Origin of the sequence: Methylotenera sp. (genome assembly GCF_030684185.1) — a bacterium.
Lineage (GTDB): Bacteria > Pseudomonadota > Gammaproteobacteria > Burkholderiales > Methylophilaceae > Methylotenera.
In genome coordinates, this window is the sequence record NZ_JAUXOY010000012.1 from 49,166 (window position 1) to 68,705 (window position 19,540).

Annotated in this window: 9 protein-coding genes and 1 pseudogene; 4 read left to right on the forward strand and 6 right to left on the reverse strand. The window is 45.0% G+C overall.

Annotated features, from left to right (window positions below; genetic code table 11):
• Positions 1-15: 15 nt before the first annotated feature.
• Complete coding sequence (locus Q8J82_RS02320) at positions 16-1,383, reverse strand: FAD-binding oxidoreductase (RefSeq protein ID WP_304890860.1); 1,368 nt, start codon at positions 1,381-1,383, stop codon at positions 16-18.
• A 9-nt stretch (positions 1,384-1,392) separates the two neighbouring features.
• Positions 1,393-3,192, reverse strand: a complete 1,800-nt coding sequence (gene lpdA, locus Q8J82_RS02325; RefSeq protein ID WP_305327696.1) for a dihydrolipoyl dehydrogenase — start codon at positions 3,190-3,192, stop codon at positions 1,393-1,395.
• 155 nt (positions 3,193-3,347) lie between these two features.
• On the opposite strand from lpdA, the gene Q8J82_RS02330 reads away from it, so the two are divergent.
• Together Q8J82_RS02330 and pbpC are read left to right on the forward strand one after the other, a co-directional pair.
• Complete coding sequence (locus Q8J82_RS02330; RefSeq protein WP_305327697.1) at positions 3,348-9,317, forward strand: alpha-2-macroglobulin; 5,970 nt, start codon at positions 3,348-3,350, stop codon at positions 9,315-9,317.
• Between the two features lie 12 nt (positions 9,318-9,329).
• Positions 9,330-11,684, forward strand: a complete 2,355-nt coding sequence (gene pbpC, locus Q8J82_RS02335) for a penicillin-binding protein 1C (RefSeq protein WP_305327698.1) — start codon at positions 9,330-9,332, stop codon at positions 11,682-11,684.
• Positions 11,685-11,696: 12 nt separating this feature from the next.
• Here pbpC and Q8J82_RS02340 read toward each other — a convergent pair whose 3' ends face one another.
• From Q8J82_RS02340 to aceE, 3 genes are all read right to left on the reverse strand, one after another.
• Positions 11,697-12,677 carry a hypothetical protein gene (locus tag Q8J82_RS02340; protein WP_305327699.1) on the reverse strand — a complete coding sequence of 327 codons (981 nt, stop codon included), beginning with the start codon at positions 12,675-12,677 and terminating at the stop codon, positions 11,697-11,699.
• Between the two features lie 142 nt (positions 12,678-12,819).
• Complete coding sequence (aceF, locus tag Q8J82_RS02345) at positions 12,820-14,160, reverse strand: dihydrolipoyllysine-residue acetyltransferase (RefSeq protein WP_304890368.1); 1,341 nt, start codon at positions 14,158-14,160, stop codon at positions 12,820-12,822.
• Between the two features lie 12 nt (positions 14,161-14,172).
• Positions 14,173-16,857: a pyruvate dehydrogenase (acetyl-transferring), homodimeric type gene (gene aceE / locus Q8J82_RS02350; protein ID WP_305326731.1), complete on the reverse strand. Its 2,685-nt coding sequence runs from the start codon at positions 16,855-16,857 to the stop codon at positions 14,173-14,175.
• A 246-nt stretch (positions 16,858-17,103) separates the two neighbouring features.
• On the opposite strand from aceE, the gene Q8J82_RS02355 reads away from it, so the two are divergent.
• Positions 17,104-18,594, forward strand: a complete 1,491-nt coding sequence (locus Q8J82_RS02355; protein ID WP_305327700.1) for a leucyl aminopeptidase family protein — start codon at positions 17,104-17,106, stop codon at positions 18,592-18,594.
• Positions 18,595-18,644: 50 nt separating this feature from the next.
• Entirely contained in the window at positions 18,645-19,313 is a 669-nt protein-coding gene (locus tag Q8J82_RS02360; protein WP_304890371.1) for a Crp/Fnr family transcriptional regulator, read from the forward strand.
• Between the two features lie 40 nt (positions 19,314-19,353).
• Here the strand turns inward: Q8J82_RS02360 and Q8J82_RS02365 are convergent.
• Positions 19,354-19,540: pseudogene (locus tag Q8J82_RS02365) on the reverse strand (IS256 family transposase); the annotation flags it as partial.

The window sequence follows — 19,540 nt, forward strand, 5'->3', positions numbered from 1 at the left end:
AACTAGGCTAAGAAATTACGGAAACAATTTACCCGGATTCAAAATATTATTCGGATCAAACGTCAATTTAACAGCCTTCATCAGATTGATAGTCGTCTCATCAATCTCACGTGAAATAAATGGGCGTTTTGCCATACCAACGCCGTGTTCGCCTGACAGCGTGCCTTGCAGTGATAACACCAGACTGAACACTTCGTCCAGGCACTCATAAGCACGCTTCATCTCATCGGAATTTTCTGGATTCACCAATAAATTCACATGAATATTACCATTGCCCGCATGGCCGAAATTCACATTGGATATTTGATATTGCGCAGCCAGCTTTTCCAACCCTGTCAGCAATTCTGGCAAGTGTGAAACAGGCACAGCAATGTCTTCATTGATTTTTTTCGGGGCAATATCTTTGAGCAAAGGTGACAATGCCTTACGTGCCGCCCACAGCGCTTTGGTATCTTCAGCTGGTTTTGCCTCAATTAAGCCTTCCACTTGGCAGGCTTGCAAAATAGCTTGGGTCGCTTCAATGATTTCCTGCTGTGCGCCATCCACTTCTATCATCAAATAAGCACGGGCATTCTCAGGCAACAGGTTTTTATGGCGGCCTCGAATAAGATTAAGCGCACCGTTATCCAAAAACTCTAATGCGCTCGGCGTATAAGGCTGTGCCATAATCGCGGCGATTGCTTTTGCACAACTAAAAGTATCTATAAATTCTGCTGTTATGCCGCCTGTGTGTTTAGGCAAAGGCGTGAGTTTAAGTGTAGCTTCCACAATGACTGCCAGCGTGCCTTCAGAGCCAACCAACAATCTGGTTAAATCATAGCCAACCACGCCCTTGCTGGTGTAACAGCCTGTTTTGATAATATCGCCATTGCCAGTGACTGCTTTTAAGCCCAGTACATGGTCGCGCGCAACGCCGTACTTCACGGCATGTGGCCCTGCCGCACAAGTGGCAAGGTTGCCCCCTATACTGCAATACGCTGCGCTTGACGGGTCTGGCGGCCAAAAGAAACCAACCCCTTTTATGGCATCTTGCAACTCTTGATTCAACACACCAGGTTCGATAATCGCCATGCGGTTGTCTGGGTCTACGCTGATAATTTTGTTCATGCGCTCAAGTGAAAGTGCCACTCCACCAGCTTCCGGCACACTACCACCCGCTGTGCCAGTACCGCGCCCACGCGGCACGACAGGCACTTTATGTGCATTGCAAAGCTTGATGACAGCCTGAACTTCTTCAACATTGAGCGGAAAAACCACGGCAATCGGCGCATGAAAAATGCGCGAATTATCGTAAGCGTAGGCATAGCAATCAACAGGGTCGGTGTAGACCCTGTCAGCAGGTAAAACCTGCGCCAGTTTTGCAAGAAAATCAGGGCTGGACATTAAGTTCTGCTATCTTTTTTTGATGTAGAGGTCAGTAATCGTGCCCTCTTTCATCTCTGCCGCGAAGCAGACGGTTTCAGACAAAGTTGGATGGGCATGAATAGTCAGGCCTAAATCATGCGCATCTGCGCCCATTTCTATGGCTAGTACAGCTTCTGCCAGTAACTCGCCAGCGTTCACACCAACGATACCTGCGCCGATGATACGGTGAGTGTGTTTATCGAATATCAGTTTAGTTGAACCCTCAGTACGCGCGATAGAGAGCGCGCGGCCACTAGCGGCCCAAGGGAATGAAGCTTTTTCAATCTCAATACCTTTGGCTTTTGCTTCTATTTCAGTCACGCCTACCCACGCCACTTCCGGGTCGGTATAAGCGACTGACGGAATGACTGAAGCCACGAATTCAACCTTCTCGCCAGCAATCACTTCTGCAGCAACCTTACCTTCATGCGTAGCTTTGTGTGCCAACATAGGCTGACCAACAATATCGCCAATCGCAAAAATATGCGAAATCGTATTTCCATTGTTATCACGGGTGCGCATTTGTTTATCTACTGCAATAAAACCGTAATCATCTACTGCCACACCGGCATGTTCAGCACCGATATTTTTACCGTTAGGACGGCGACCGATAGACACCAATACGCGGTCGTAAACTTCTACACCTTTAGGGGCATCTGCATTACCATTGACACCTTCAAACGTTACATGAATACCATCATTTTTGGCATCCATTTTTGCGACTTTTGTGTTAAGCATGATGCTTTCAAAACGTTTTTCCATGCGTTTTTGTAGTGGGCGCACCAAATCACGGTCACAGCCTTGGATTAAGCCATCTGTAAACTCAACTACACTGACTTTGGTGCCCAGCGCATCATATACCGTACCCATTTCTAAGCCGATAATACCGCCGCCGATGACCAACATACGTTTTGGTACATCTGCTAATGCTAACGCACCAGTAGAATCCATAATGCGCTCATCTTCAACTGCACCTGGAAATTTAGTAGCTTGTGAGCCTGCCGCAATAATCGCATTGTCAAAAGAAACCGTCGTCACCTTACCATCAGCCGCAGTAATGGCTATTTGATTTGGGCCAGTAAATTTACCTACACCCTGCACCGTGGTAACTTGGCGTTGTTTTGCCATTGCAGCCAAACCGCCAGTGAGTTTGCCAACGACATCATTGGCTTTCCAGTTACGCAGTTGGTCTAAATCAACTGTTGGCGCACCAAAGCTCACGCCATGATGTGCAGTTTCTTCTGCCTCGGTAATCACTTTTGCGGTATGTAGCAAAGCTTTAGAAGGGATGCAGCCTACGTTTAAACAAACGCCACCAAGTGTTGAATAACGCTCAATCAGCACAACTTTTTTACCCAAATCCGCAGCGCGGAATGCGGCTGTGTAACCACCAGGACCTGAACCTAAAACGACGACTTCTGCATGTAAATCTGCAGTGCCTGTAACTGCTGGAGTAGCAACAGCTGCGGCGACTGGCTTTACTTCAGCAGGCGCGGGTGTAGTATTCTCTGCAACCACTTCTTTCTTATGCGAGGCTTCAGCATTTGCTTCAGCCAGAACCATTAATATCAAACTATCTTTAGCGACTTTATCGCCCACCTTTACTTTTAATTCTTTAACGACACCCGCGATTGAAGAAGGAATATCCATCGATGCTTTATCAGATTCCACAGTAATCAATGAATCCTCTTTGGCAATCACATCGCCAACTTTCACTAACACTTCAATCACATCCACGCTGTCAAAGTTGCCGATATCCGGCACTAATACTTCTACTAAATTGCTCATGCTAACCCTTTGTTAAAACTTTAATAATTCAATGTGATTTTATCACCAAACTTTGCTTTTAGCCCTGCCAAAATGGTTAATCAGTAGTATGATTTATGCACTAAAAAATAAAGCCTCACGACTGATATGGCTTTTCAAAAAAATAAGGATTTTTCATGTCATTCCTGCATTCAGGCTTACAGTTCACCAAAATGATTTTTGTTCATTTATGGCAAATATTAAGTACTGTACTTAGCTTTTTCTTCGGTTCCGTTGAGTACAAAGCGCCATCTTGGGTGAAATGGTGCGGTGGCAAGCTCTGCAACTTACGTGCTGCCATTGCACAAAATCCAGTCAAAATCTTAGGTGTGATTGCTTTGTTAGCGGCATTGCTTGCAGGTAGCTGGCAAGGCTGGGCATGGTATAAGGCAATGCCTCAGCCAGTTACCGTAAAAGTCACCGTCACCGCGCCAACAAGAACGGAAATTGAATACAACCTACCTCCAAACCCGCTGACAATAAGCTTTGATAGTTCTGTGGCACCGATTGAGCATGTTGGTAAAACCGTGACCGCAGGCCTTACAGTAATGCCAAAAATCGAAGGTGTATGGAAATGGCGTACTGAGAATGAGTTATCGTTTCAGCCAAAAGCCGATTGGCCTGTAGGCACGCAATATAAAGTAAGCTTAAATGCAAAAGCGTTTACGTCAAAAACTTTATTGGATAAATGGGATGTGGAATTTACTTCGCCCTTATTTATCGCAGGCATAGTGAATAGCGAGTTTTATCAAGACCCAATCAATGCTGCGATGAAAAAAGTAGTGGTGAACCTGAACTTTAGCCACCCTGTTGATGCGGTAAAGTTAGAAAAAAGCATTACCCTTAAAATGCGAACCAGAAAAACCAGCTTGTTAAGCTTTGGGTCAGACACTATTCCATTTGTCGTGAGTTACGACAAGTTAAAACTTAACGCTTATATCCACTCCGCGCCACTCTCTATTCCTAAAGACGATAGCGTGCTGAAAGTGACCATCAATAAAGGCTTGAAGGCAGTTAATGGCGGCAAGCCTTTTGATACCGCCTTAACACAAAGCGTTAACGTGCCCGGCCTTTATAGCCTGCTGATTAACGAAGTCAGCCCGATTGTGGTTTCTAATGATCAAAATGAGCCTGAGCAGATTTTATTACTCAACGCTTCTGCTACTGTCAATGAAAAAGAAATGGCAAGCCATATTAAAGCTTGGGTACTGCCGCGTAATAAACTGGTGAGTACCGCTGAAGAATTGAAGCATCCATATGTATGGGGTAACAATAAAGAAATTACTGCAGCGTTATTGGCAGCCAGCAAACCACTCACATTAGTAGCGACTCCTGCCGAGCGTGAAAATGTTGAATCACATTCATTTAAATACAAAGCCCCTGTAGGCAGTTACATTTATGTGCAAATTGAGAAAGGCTTAAAATCATTTGGTGGCTATCAATTAGGCGCAGTTAATCAGCACATATTGCAAGTGCCGCCTTTTCCTGCTGAAGTAAAAATTCTAAGCCAAGGGTCATTATTGGCATTAAGCGGCGAACGTAAAGTGGCGGTATTAGCGCGTGATTTACCTGGAATTAAAATGGAGATTGGCCGTATTCTACCAGGCCAGTTGCAGCACTTGGTCACACAAAGCAATGGTACTTTTAACAGCCCTTCATTCAATTACTATATTGATGGAGACAACTTAACTGAGCGTTTTGAGAAAAATATTCCACTAAACCTTGAGTCTGGTAAAGCGCATTATGAGGCACTTGATTTAACTGAGTACTTAAGTCAGGGTGAAGTAAAACGCGGTGTATTCTTGCTCACAGTGCGCGGCTACAAGCCGACTAAAGAAGCATCTGGCGATAACACAGAAGATGAACAAACCAGCCATGACAATAACCCCTCAACTCCATACCCAGAGGAGTTTGTTGATAAACGCCTTATACTGGTGACGGATTTAGGCTTGATTGCTAAAAAAGAGTTAGATGGCTCACAAGTGGTCTATGTGCAATCAATTCATACCGGCTTACCTGTGGCTGGTGCTACGGTTGAAGTCATCGCCAAAAATGGTCAGGCGATTTTCAGCCACACTACCGATGCTAATGGACGCGTAAGTTTTACCAAGTTAGATGGCTTGCAACGCGAGCGTGCGCCGATTATGTACATTGTGAAAAAAGCTGGCGACTTAAGCTTTTTACCTATTAACCGTTATGACAGAAACCTGGATTACTCACGTTTTGATGTCGGCGGTGTGGCTAATGCTGCAACTTCAGACAGCTTAAATGCTTACTTATTCTCAGACCGTGGTATCTATCGTCCTGGCGATACCATGCATATCGGTATGATTGTTAAAACAGCCACTTGGGCAAAGGCTTTGGATGGCCTGCCACTAGAGGCGGAAGTATTAGATGCGCGTGGCTTAACGGTAAAAAAACAAACGGTCAGATTAGGCGCAGGCGGCTTTAACGAACTGGAATATAAAACTTTGGAAACCGCGCCGACTGGCAGCTACACCATTAACTTATATTCAGTAAAAGACAATAATGCATATCAGCAATTAGGCTCGGTCACGGTAAAGGTCCAGGAATTCTTACCAGACCGCATGAAAGTTAAAGCCTTATTCGCGAAAGATGCTACGCTTTACCCGGAAAATACTGAAGGCTGGCTCAACCCCAAAGATTTAAAAGCTAATATCAATGTGCAAAACCTGTTTGGCACACCTGCTGAAAACAGGCGTGTGACAGCAACGCTGACGCTTAGCCCTGCCTACCCTGCGTTTAGTCAATATAAAGACTTTGCATTCTATGACCCGCTACGTGCTAAAGAAGGCTATAGCGAGAAGCTAAGCGATGCCACAAGCAATGTACAGGGAGTTGCCGAGTTTGCACTTGGTTTGGAAAAATACACTAAAGCGACCTACAGACTTAACATTGTTGCACAGGCGTATGAAGCTGGCGGCGGACGCAGCGTTTCTGCAGAAGCTGCGACATTAATCTCTGAACAGCCTTATTTAATCGGCTTTAAAGCTGATGGGGATTTGAATTATGTAAGCAAAGCCAGTAAACGCAACGTCAACTTGATTGCAGTGAACTCCATCCTGCGAAAAGTTGCTACTGAGGACTTGAGCTTGAATTTAATCGAGCGCAAATATGTATCAGTACTGACTAAACAAGGTAGCGGTACGTTTAAATATGAATCTCGCAAAAAAGAAGTGCTGGTTAAAGCATCGCCCTATACCATCAATTCGTCTGGTAATATCTTGACGCTTGCAACTGAAATACCGGGTGATTTTGCTTATGTGCTTAAAAATAAAGATGGTTTAGAGCTTAATCGCGTGGAATATAGCGTGGCAGGCTTGGGTAATGTGAGCCGCTCACTGGAGCGCAATGCAGAGTTGCAACTGGTGCTGGATAAAAAAGACTATGTTCCAGGTGAAGAAATTAGCGTGAGCATACGTGCGCCATACGTGGGTGCAGGGCTCATTACCATCGAGCGTGATAAAGTCTATGCACAGCATTGGTTTAAGGTAGACACACAAGCTTCCGTACAGAAAATCACATTGCCTGCAGATTTTGAAGGTAATGGCTATGTGAGCGTACAGTTTGTAAGAGACCCAAGCTCCGACGAAATTTTCACCAGCCCGTTATCTTACGGTGTAGTGCCGTTTGCCACCAGTCTGGCGCAACGTACAAATATACTGAAACTCACGGCACCCGCTTTAATTAAACCTGGCCAAGTGCTTAAAATGAAGCTAGAAGCCGCTAAACCAGGTCGTGCTGTAATCTTCGCAGTGGATGAAGGCATATTGCAAGTAGCGCGGTATCAAAACCCTGATGCGCTTGGTTTCTTCTTTCAGAAACGCCAGCTAGAAGTTTCAACCTCGCAGATTCTGGATTTAATCCTGCCTGAATTCAAAAAAATAATGGCCGCAACCGCGCCGGGCGGTGATGCTGACGGTGCATTAGGCAAACACTTAAACCCGTTCAAACGCAAAACCGACAAACCAGCGGTCTATTGGTCTGGCATTGTGGATGTCACGGGAAGCAAAACGTTTGAATACACCGTACCAGAAACATTTAACGGCAAAATGCGCCTAATTGCAGTGATGGTGAATGATGTCAGCATCGGCATGACTACTGGTGATGCAATTGTGCGCGGTGACTTTGTATTATCACCCAATGCACCGCTGACGGTAACACCAGGTGATACATTTGATGTAAGCGTAGGTGTAGCCAATAACGTGCAAGGCTCGGGCAAGGATGCTGCAGTCACGCTTAATCTGGCAGCCTCACCCACGTTCGAGTTAGTCGGCACAGCTAAACAAGTCCTTAAAATTAGCGAAATGCGCGAAGGTACTGCGCTTTACAAGCTTAAAGTCAAAGATGGCGCAGCCGCCAAATTAGGCTCAGCTCGACTAGAGTTTGTCGCCAGTATCGGTGCCAAATCCGCAAAATTAGGTACCGAAATTAGCGTACGCCCAGCCACACCGCATTTAACCTTGATGCAAACAGGCAGCTTTAAGGGTGACACTCAAGTGACAGTAAAACGCAATCTATTTGCAGAATATCGCGTTACCCAAGCCAGCGTTTCACCATTGCCTTTAGTAGCGGCTGGTGGCTTGCTTGATTACTTAAGTAATTATGAGCATAGCTGCACTGAACAGTTAGTCAGCCAGGTATTTCCGCTTGTGGTGCTAAAAAAACGTCCTGAATTACTCACCAGCATCAGTAAAAGCAAAAATGCTAACGTTGAAAATGCCTTAAGCGTATTACGTTCACGCCAAAATGCTGAAGGTGGTTTTGGTTTATGGGACGCCAGTGTAAGTGCCGACGAGTTTGCCAGCGTGTACGCAGTACACATGTTGCTTGAGGCACGCGACCACGCAAATGCTGGCGAAGCCATCCCTGCGGATATGCTCAAAAAAGGCTTGGATTACCTGCAAAGATTAGCTGCCAGCCCTGCTAACAGCTTAAATGATGCCCGCGTGCGTGCCTATGCCACCTACTTACTTACTCGCGAAGGCATAATTACCACACCATTATTAGCTAATTTACGCAGCACGCTGGACGCTAAAACTTTAACGGATGCTAGTTTTAAAGAATGGCGTTCAGATTTAACTGCCGCCTATCTTGCAGCAAGCTACCAGTTGCTACAGCAACATGCAGTGGCAAATGAACTGATTGCAAAACCAATCAATCTGCTTGGTGCCAGCAACCAAAAAGCCATCTATGGGCATTATTACGATGATGTCGTGCGAAACGCACAAACGCTGTATCTGGTTTCACGTCACTTTCCTGACCGTGTAAAAGACATTTCAGCCACAGGCTTAAGTAACATTATGCAGCCGATTTCTGCCGGACGATTTAACACATTATCTTCGTCTTATGCACTATTAGGCTTTGATGCTTATGCAAACGTCTCTGGCAAAAAAGTAGTAGGCGAAATGGGCATTAGCGCCATAGATAAGCAAGGTAAAGTCACGGTACTTACATTGCCAGAAAACATAGCTCCGCTAGTTAACTTCGCACCAGATACTACTCGCTTGAAACTGCAAGGGCCAAGCAGTTTACCGTTATTCTACGCGGTAACAGAATCTGGTTTTGACGTAAAAGCACCAACAACTGCTTTGAAGCAAGGCATTGAAATCATTCGTGAATATACCGACGATAAAGGTGCTGCGCTTAAATCAATTACGATGGGTGATGAAATCACCGTACGTATCAAAATACGTGCAATTGACGGCAATATCGACGATGTAGCTATTGTTGATTTATTGCCAGGTGGTTTTGAGCCAGTGCTGCAGGCTGAAGCAAGCGTTACCGAAACCTCTATTCATGAAGGATATGAAGATGGTGAAAGTTACGCGGCCGAAGCCTCTAGCTGGACTAGCCCATTAGGCATAGGTGGCGGTTGGCAACCAACGTACGCCGATATTCGTGAAGATCGCGTGGTGTTCTACGGCGCGGTAACGAATACCATTACCGAATTCACCTACAAAATCAAAGCAACCAATAGCGGTCAATTTGTAGTGCCCCCAGCCTATGCAGAATCTATGTATAACCGCTTGTTACAAGCGCGGTCATTGCCAGCAAGCATAGCAGTGGAGCGCCCTGGCAAGTAATTGATAAAATTTATGGCATTCAAACAACGGCGATTAGCCAGTTTATTAAAAAAAACGCTTATCGCCGTTGCTCTTCTAGCCTTAGTGCTAACCGTCCTGCGTCTTTACCCCAAACCAGCATTAGCTGACCTAATCCCTCACTCCACTGCCATTTACGCCGCTGATGGCACATTATTAAGAATAACCCTGGCGCAAGATGCCCAGTACCAGCTATGGGTGCCACTATCGGACATCGCTCCCAACGCGATAGACGCCGTTAAACTTTATGAAGACAGTTATTTTGACTGGCATTTTGGCGTCAACCCTATCTCACTGCTACGTGGCATGGTACGTACTTATTCAGGCAACTCACGCCAGGGAGCTTCCACCATCAGTATGCAACTAGCGCGCGGCTTATACGGTATAGACTCACGCAACATTTCAGGTAAAGCAAAACAAATACTAGCTGCTATTTGGCTTGAATGTCGCTATTCCAAACGTGAAATTTTAGAAGCCTATTTAAATATCGCGCCCTATGGCGGCAACATCAAAGGCATTGCAACGGCCAGTTTATTTTATTTTAACAAACCAGCCAGCCGTATAAACCTGCCTGAGGCGATAACACTTGCAGTTATTCCGCAAAACCCAAACAAACGCCTGAGCATAACCCACAAAAATACACCGCTAAATGAAGCCCGCTCACGCCTATGGAAAAATTGGCTGGCTGGCCATCCGCAAGACGCAAAATATAGTGTGGATATGGCCTTGCCCGCACAACCCATGCGAGCCAATAAAAAGTTAAAGGGGGTCAACAACTTACCAATCCGCCATTTACCATTCCTGGCACCGCATTTCACTGATGCCCTGTTAGCTGAAAACCATAACCAGCCGAACATCGAATCCGGCTTAAACCTTCACGCACAGGCCACACTAGAACGCATGATTGCTAGTTATATCGCCAACAATAAAAATATTGGCATTAACAACGTAAGCGCCATGCTGTATGACGCAAAAACCATGCAAGTGAAAGCATTGGCGGGTTCAGCGGATTACTTTAATGCCGAGATTTATGGCCAGGTGAATGGCACCGCTGCCAAGCGGTCCCCTGGCTCAACCTTAAAACCCTTCATTTACGGCTTGGCAATGGATCAAAGTTTAATTCATCCAGCCAGCGTGCTAAAAGATGCTCCCACCAGCTTTGGCCCATACAGCCCGGAGAATTTTGATGGCCGCTTCATAGGTCCAATTACCGCAACAGAGGCACTGATACGCTCGCGCAATGTGCCAGCCGTGAGCTTAGCCGCAAGGCTTAGTCAGCCGAGTTTATATGACTTTTTAAAAAATGCTGGCGTGAGTAAATTAAAAAGTGAATCTCACTATGGGCTGGCATTGGCGTTGGGCGGCGGCGAGCTGACCATGGAAGAATTAGTGAGTTTATATGCGATGCTGGCTAACCACGGTCGCTTTGCTCCCTTTAGCTTAACCAGGAACAATGCCGCCACTTTCCCGCTATTGAGTGAAGAGTCAGCCTATATTACGCTAGATATGCTACGGCAAAACCCGCGTCCGGACACAGGCGAACCAGACCGTTACAAAACCGCATGGAAAACCGGCACATCATGGGGCTTTCACGACGCCTGGACAATAGGCGTAAGCGGCAATAATGTGTTAGCCGTGTGGATAGGCAATTTTGACGGAAAATCCAATCCATCATTTATAGGCATTAAAACCGCCGCACCGTTATTCTTTCAAATTTTAGATAGCCTACGCCACCAACGCTTATTAAATCCGCAAACCGAATTGGAAGCCATGCCGCCTCGCGGCTTAACCAAAGTAAAAGTCTGCACCGCAAGTGGTGACTTACCTAACCAATACTGTAAAAATCTTGGCGAAACGTGGTTTATTCCAGGAAAATCACCGATTAAAGTCAGCACCCTGCACAGACCCGTTTACTTTGATAACACCACCAACCAAGTCGTCTGTAGCGCAGGAGCGAACACTAAAGAAGAAATCATCGAGTTCTGGAGCTCAGACATGCTGCGCCTATTCCGAGAAGCCGGGATGCCGCGCCGCGTACCGCCAACCTTACCTGCAGCATGCGGGAATAAAACCAATCAAACAATAGACGATAAGCCGCAAATCACTTCTCCACTAAGAGGCGTGGTTTACACCATACGCCTAAGCAAACCAGAAACCATCGCGCTAAAAGCCAGCCGTGGTGGCCAGGGTGCAATTTACTGGTTTGCAAACAATAGCTTTATCGCAAAAAGTGAGGCGGGCACGGGCATAGCATGGACACCACAACAAGCCGGGCATTATGTATTACGTGCGGTAGATGAAACAGGGCAGGCGGATAACCGCGAGGTGGTGGTTGAGTTTGTGCCTTAAAATCAGTTACTGTTAAAACAGTGTTAAAAGATGTTGCCCTAGCGTTTGGGTGTTGACGAAAGTCATACCATACATAGCACTTAAACCCTTACATTGCTCGCTATCCAGATCAGCCACACAAAGAATGAAGCAACTCTGGTCTATATGTAAGCGTTTACGAAGTGCTACGTATTTATCAAGTTCCTGCCGAAAATCCCCAGCCTTACATTCAATATAAAGTGGCAGCGTTTTATTGATAAGAAAAAATACGTCCAGCTCTCTTTTTTCGTTAGATGGAAACGAAAGCGTCATGTTTCTGGCGCATGAGTACTCAACTTTACGCTCTTGGCATATCCTTAAACCTATCATAAGCGCATACCATTCCAGCCAATCTCCTGCAAAAAAACGCCTTACACTGGGGGCATTTTGCAGGACAATGCGAATATTTTTCTCTTTCTTATTGCTGATACAACGAGCAATTAGAGAGTGGTCATACAGACGCTGGATAAAGGCTTCAAGTGCTTTAACATCTTCTTTAGATTTCTTATCCAGATAAATCAGGTTGCTGTTAAATTCCTTTTGCTGTGCGTAACGAATTCGTTCGCATACTTCGCCAAGTAATTCATAGTCCGAGCCAATGGCAACAGCCGCTTCGTCAAAAAAACCCGTAGTGTCAACCGCATCAACATTGGCTGTAGCAGTGATATTTTTTGTTTTGAACCATTCAATGACTGGGGCATGCTGTGCGGCTGAACTCAACATATCCGAATTATGTATGTCAAAAACTTCGCTAGGCTTTTCTAAATTACCCGACGCTGAGTCTTTGGAGGGTATACGAAGTTCATTCAGCTCTTTTCGCAGTGCAAAATACATGTCAGATAGTTTACTAACAAAAAAGTGTGTGTCGTAGACTGACGTTGCAGTTCCACATTGAACACAATCACTACTGGTTCCAACCAGTTCACGTTCATGCTCAGTGATGTTTCCACACTTGTTACATCGGGAGATTGCCATGATAGTCGAATCAAAAATTAAAAATTAAAAATTAAAAATTAAAAATTAATTTTATCATCATTATCTGAAGGTTAGCGATGATAATAGGTTATTCCGTCATCCACGCGTTGACGAGAGTGACGGAAATATTCAGAGACAAATGTTAAAGCAACAATCTACGCACATCACTCAGCATCATACGCATATGACTGGTAAAGCGCGCACCATCGGCGCCATCTACCACGCGGTGGTCGTATGAAAGTGACATTGGCAGTATTAGACGCGGCTCAAAAGTCTTGGTTTTAGCATCATACACAGGCTGCATGCTAGAGCGCGAAACACCTAAAATCGCGACTTCCGGGCAGTTGATAATGGGTGTAAACATAGTACCGCCAATGCCGCCAAGACTGGATATAGTAAAACAGCCGCCTTGCATTTCTTCAACTTTCAGCTTGCGTTCACGCGCTTTAGATGAGAGTTCGGCTAAATCACGGGCAATATCTAACACGTCTTTTTGTTGCACATCTTTAACGACTGGCACAACCAAACCATCTGGAGTGTCACAAGCAAAGCCGATGTTAAAATAGTTTTTCAAAATCAAGCTATCGCCGTCTGGTGATAAAGATGAATTAAAGTTTGGATAGGCTTTAAGTGCATTAACTGAAGCTTTAATCAAGAATGCCAACATAGTGAGTTTTACCCCACGTTTTTCAGCATCGGCCTGCATAGACTTTCTAAAGTCTTCCAAGTCGGTAATATCGGCTTCATCAAATTGCGTCACATGCGGTGCAGTTACCCAGTTACGGTGCAAATTGGCACCCGAAAGCTTTTTAATACGCGATAAAGGTTTATTGACGATTTCACCAAACTGACTGAAATCAATCACTGGCATAGGCAAGGCAGCAAAACTGCTTACGCCAGCACCCATGTTTTCAGTACGCGGTTTACCTAACTCACCTTTTACATAGGCTTGAACATCTGCCTGTAAAATGCGGTTCTTAGGCGCGCTACCTTTAACAAACGCTAAATTAACGCCTAACTCACGTGCAAATTTACGTACCGATGGACTAGCATGCGAAAGTTTGCCTGAATCAACGACTGCACTTGCACCCACTGGCATAGGTTGCTGTGCTGGTGCTATGGTTTTTGGTGGTTCTGGTGCAGGGCGGCTAGGTTCTGGAATATCGACCGTTGCCACCACTGGCTTTTCTGCAGCAGGTTGCGCTTCTGGTTTAGCCTCAGTTGGTTTAACTGGTGCTGCTACATCACTAACATCCATCGTTAAAATCAAACTACCTTCAGAAGCTTTATCGCCCACTTTAATTTTGACTTCTTTTACCACGCCTGCAAATGGTGATGGAATATCCATAGAAGCTTTGTCAGATTCAACCGTAATCAGTGAATCTTCCTTAGCGACTGTGTCACCAGCTTTAACTAAAACTTCAATGACATCGACACTATCAAAGTTGCCGATATCGGGGACAAGGATGTCTTGAATTGCCATGTGTGCGTGTCCTTAAACTGTCGTTGGGTTAGGCTTGTCAGCATCTAACTGGTATTTTTTAATCGCTTCGCTTACTTTGCTTGCAGGTAATTTACCTTCGTCAGCCAGTGCTTTAAGCGATGCGACAACAACGTAGTATTTATCAACCTCAAAGAAGCTGCGGAGTGCTTCGCGGCTGTCTGAGCGGCCATATCCATCAGTGCCCAGCGCTACAAACTTACCTGGCACAAAGCCTGCAATTTGCTCAGCAAAAGATTTCATGTAGTCGGTTGATGCAATGGTTGGCCCTTGCGCGCCCTTCATCACCTCTGCCACGTAACTTAATCTTTGCGGCTTCTCAGGGTTGAGCATATTCCAGCGTTCGGCATCCAGCCCATCACGACGTAGTTCATTAAAGCTAGTTACGCTCCAAACATCAGCTGAAATACCCCAGTCTTTTTCTAGCAACTCTGCCGCAGCAATGACCTCGCGTAAAATCACACCACTACCCATCAACTGCACTTTTTCTCCTTTAGCCTTTGATTTACTAAAGTTGTAAATGCCTTTAAGGATGCCAGCCTCAGAACCTTTCGGCATTTCTGGATGCGTGTAGTTTTCGTTCATCAAGGTAATGTAGTAGTAAACATCTTCTTGATTTTGCACCATGCGGCGCAAGCCTTCCTGAATAATCACGGCTAACTCATAAGCAAACGTTGGGTCATAAGAAATACAGTTAGGAATCGTGGCCGACATCAAATGGCTATGGCCGTCTTCATGTTGTAAACCTTCACCATTCAGAGTGGTTCTCCCAGCAGTCGCACCAAGCAAGAAGCCCCGAGCACGTGAATCGCCCGCTGCCCAAGCCAAATCGCCAATCCGTTGGAAACCGAACATTGAATAGAAAATATAGAACGGTATCATCTGCACGCCCGTCACGCTGTATGACGTGGCGGCTGCAATCCAGCTGGAAAATGAACCAGCTTCGTTAATCCCTTCTTCTAAAATCTGACCATCTTTAGATTCTTTGTAATACATCACCTGGTCAGAATCCATAGGCTCGTACAGCTGGCCTTGGCTGGCATAAATACCCAACTGACGGAACATGCCTTCCATGCCGAAAGTACGGGCTTCATCTGGCACAATCGGCACCACATATTTACCAATTTGCTTATCTCGCACCAAGGTTGATAAGATACGTACAAACGCCATCGTGGTAGAAATTTCACGCTCGCCTGTTGAAACCAGCATGTTTTCAAAAGCTGACAATGGCGGAATGGAAAGCTCATTACCTTTACGGCGGCGCGCTGGCACTGAGCCGCCCATTGCCGCACGGCGTGTTGCCATGTATTGCATTTCAGGTGAATCTGCTGCTGGTTTATAGAAACTCAAGCTCTCAACTTGTTCATCTGTAAGCGGCAAATCAAAACGGTCTCTAAACTGTTTAAGTGAAGTTAAGTCCATGCTTTTTTGCTGATGCGTAGTATTTTGCGCTTCACCTGCCTCACCCATGCCGTAACCTTTAACGGTTTTAGCTAAAATCACGGTTGGCTGATCTTTATGGTTCACGGCTGAATGATAAGCTGCATAGACTTTGTGCGGGTCATGTCCACCACGGTTCAGGCGCCAAATATCCTGGTCGCTCATTGCCGCAACCATTTCTTTTAATTCTGGGTACTTACCAAAAAAATGCTCACGCGTATATGCACCACCTTTTTGTTTAAAGTTTTGATACTCGCCATCCACGCACTCTTCCATACGCTTTTTCAGCAGGCCGTCTTTGTCCATCGCCAACAATGGATCCCAATATGAGCCCCAAACGACTTTCAACACATTCCAGCCAGATCCACGGAAATCAGATTCCAACTCCTGGATGATTTTGCCATTACCACGTACAGGACCATCTAAACGCTGTAAGTTACAGTTAATGACAAAAATCAGGTTATCTAACTTTTCACGGCTAGCCAATGAAATTGCGCCTAATGATTCCGGCTCATCCATCTCGCCATCGCCACAAAACACCCATACTTTGCGGTCACTAGTGTCTGCAATCCCACGGTCGTGCAGATACTTCAGGAAACGCGCCTGGTAAATACCCGTAATTGGTCCTAAACCCATCGATACGGTTGGGAACTGCCAAAAATCTGGCATTAACCATGGATGCGGATAGCTAGGTAAGCCGTTACCGCCGACTTCTTGGCGGAAGTTCGTCAATTGCTCTTCGGTAATACGGTCTTCCAAAAAGGCACGCGCGTAAACACCTGGCGATGAATGGCCTTGGAAATAAACGCAATCGCCTCCAAAGCTCTCATTAGCTGCACGAAAAAAGTAGTTAAAAGCCGTATCATACAAAGTAGCCGCCGATTGAAAGCTGGCAATATGTCCGCCCACGCCCGGGGATTTTTCATTGGCACGCAATACGGTCATAATCGCATTCCAACGCACCAAGGCTCGTATGCGACGCTCCATTTCGGGGTCGCCAGGCAACTTGGCTTGCAAGTGCGTAGGAATAGTATTCACGTAGGCAGTTGTCGCGTTATATGGCAGATTGCTACCTGAACGACGCGCTTTATCAATCATCGCTTCAAGCAAGAAGTGAGCGCGCTCTGTTCCTTCGTTTTCAATGACTGCAGTAAGAGCGTCTAGCCATTCCTGTGTTTCTTGTGGATCGGTTTCAGTTAAGCCCTTGCCCATAGTCGTAGAGTGTTGATTCGTTGCCATACGTGAGATTTCTCCGTGTTGTGGTTGCTACGCGTATAATTTATAAAAATAGATAAATTATACGCGTAGCAACTAAACGTGAATTAGATTGTTCTATATAGAACTTACCTTAAATACATTTCATTTAAGGCTATAGTGTGGCTTTTTTAGCCATTTTGGTCAAGTTAAAACGTGCATGTAAGCCTGATTTCATATTAGATTTGCTACTTTTGTTTTACATATTATATAAGAGTTAGAGGAAAATAAATGTCGATAAAATTATCACAATTTGCATCCAATGGTAGTGAAAATACCTTATCTTCACAAAAACATATACTTTTTGTACTCAGCGAAAAAGATGAGAATGACTTACCTTTTAAAGATACTTTAGATGCAAAACTTAAACGCACTAATTCTGAATACAAAGACCTCAGCAAAACACCAATGTCACTCGATTTACCAAATGGCGGTATCGCCAGTTTTGTTGTTTTGAACGATAAATTGAACATGTTTCAAAGTCATACACTCTTGCGCAAAGCGATTAAGCCCTTACTTGATGAGCAGCCAGAGCATGTAGCTATCTGCGTATTTGGCGATAAAGCTGTGCGAGAGGCACATGCTTGCGCGGCATATTATGTAACAAGCGTAAATTCAGCTGAATTACCAAGCCGAAAAAAAGAATATAAATTTAAAGCATTAAAAAACATTAGTATCTATGGCTATGAAGCCAATCATGACTATGCGAATGTCAATGCACGAGTTGCAGGCAATACCCTTTGCCGCCAACTCACGATTACACCGCCGAATGAACTCACACCGACCATTTACCGAGAAAAAATTGTTGCTTTAGCCAAAGTTTACGGCTGGAAACATGAAGAGTTTGATATGCCAACACTCAAAAAAATGGGTGCCGGGGCTTTCTATGCGGTAGGACAAGGCAGTAATCCACAAGATGCTGCGATTGTACGCCTGACTTACGAACCAAGGGTTCGACATGCTCACCACGAACGGCTAAAACATATTGCATTAGTCGGCAAAGGTATATGTTTTGATACGGGTGGACATAATCTAAAACCAGCTAAATATATGCAGGGCATGCATGAAGATATGAACGGCAGTGCAGTAGCGCTAGGCATTCTACTTGCTGCAACAAAACAACAATTACCTGTAAAACTCGATTGCTGGCTGGCCATTGCACAAAACCATATAAGCCCGCTAGCTTACAAACAAAATGACGTAGTCACTGCATTAAATGGCATGACAATTGAAATTGTTCACACCGATGCTGAAGGTCGCATGGTATTAGCTGACACATTAACACTAGCTAGTCGCCCCGATATAAAAGGAAAGCTTCCTGACGCTATTTTGGACTTTGCAACATTGACTGGCAGCATGATGACTGCACTTGGTGACCGCATGAGCGGCGTATTGAGCAATCGTCCAGAACTGGCCTGCAAAGCAGTTGGTGCCGGAAGCGTTGCTGGTGAACGGGTAGTTGCTTTTCCTTACTATGATGACTTTGATAGCGATTTAGACAGTGATATTGCCGACATTAAACAATGTACGCTAGAAGGTGGTGCAGACCATATTCATGCCGCCCGCTTTTTAGGCAAATTCATTGAAAATGATGTAGCATGGCTACATACTGACTTGTCATCCGCAAACCGTAAAAGTGGTTTAGGTGCAATACAAAGTGATACTAACGGTTTTGGTGTAGGGTTCGGTTTAGAAATGTTAAAGAGCTTGATTCAGAAGTGATATTTAATGAGTAATGCTTGAAATCAACTTAATGTAATTTGGAGTATTAAATGCAGAACACAAATGACACGCTTACTTGGCTAAAACAATTTCCAGAGCTTAGTGGTTTAGATGAGCATGCCATCAATTTATTGTCAAAATATGCGCGAATTGTTGAAGCGCCTATTGGCACTATTGGCTATCGTGAAGGCGCACCATGTGGAGCGTATGTGATGCGCTTAGCTGGCAAGTCACGTGTTTATAAAATGTCTGCAAGCGGGCGTGAAATATTACTATATAGAGTTGCGGCAGGTGAAACCTGTGTGATTACAACTACTTGCATTTTAGGCAATAGTGACTATCCAGCCTCCACAGTTGTGGAAGAAGCTATTCGTGATGTATTGATTCCTGCCGCAGCATTTCACCAGTTGATGATTGATTCTGCCATATTTCGTAAATTTGTTATGACTAATTACGGCGCGCTTATTAGTGACCTCATCGTACTATTAGATGAAGTGGCTTTTCATAGCTTGGATGCGCGTTTAGCAAAGGTGCTTTTAGATGCAAAATCATCTCAGATTACACGTACTCACCAACAAATTGCTGATGAACTCGGAACAGCACGCGAAGTCGTTAGTCGTCAATTAAAACGGCTTGAACAGAAAGGTGCCGTTTCCCTTGGCAGAGGCCAAGTTGAGATTGTCAATCGAAGCGCTTTAGAAAAGCTCGCTAACACCTAGCTATCAGAATGAGACCGTTCATAATTCTGTGTAACTGCCATTAAAGAGCCACCCTGTCGCTGCCGAACATCACAGCCAACTGCCCCAGAGCTAGGCCCCAATCACGCACAGGCATTGTCCATTTACTGGTGATGCGGTGTGCGTTCAAGTATATCACTTTCATCATAGCCTCATCGTCCATGAAGGATTTTTTAGGTTTCAGCACTTTTTGTAAGCTGGCATTGAGT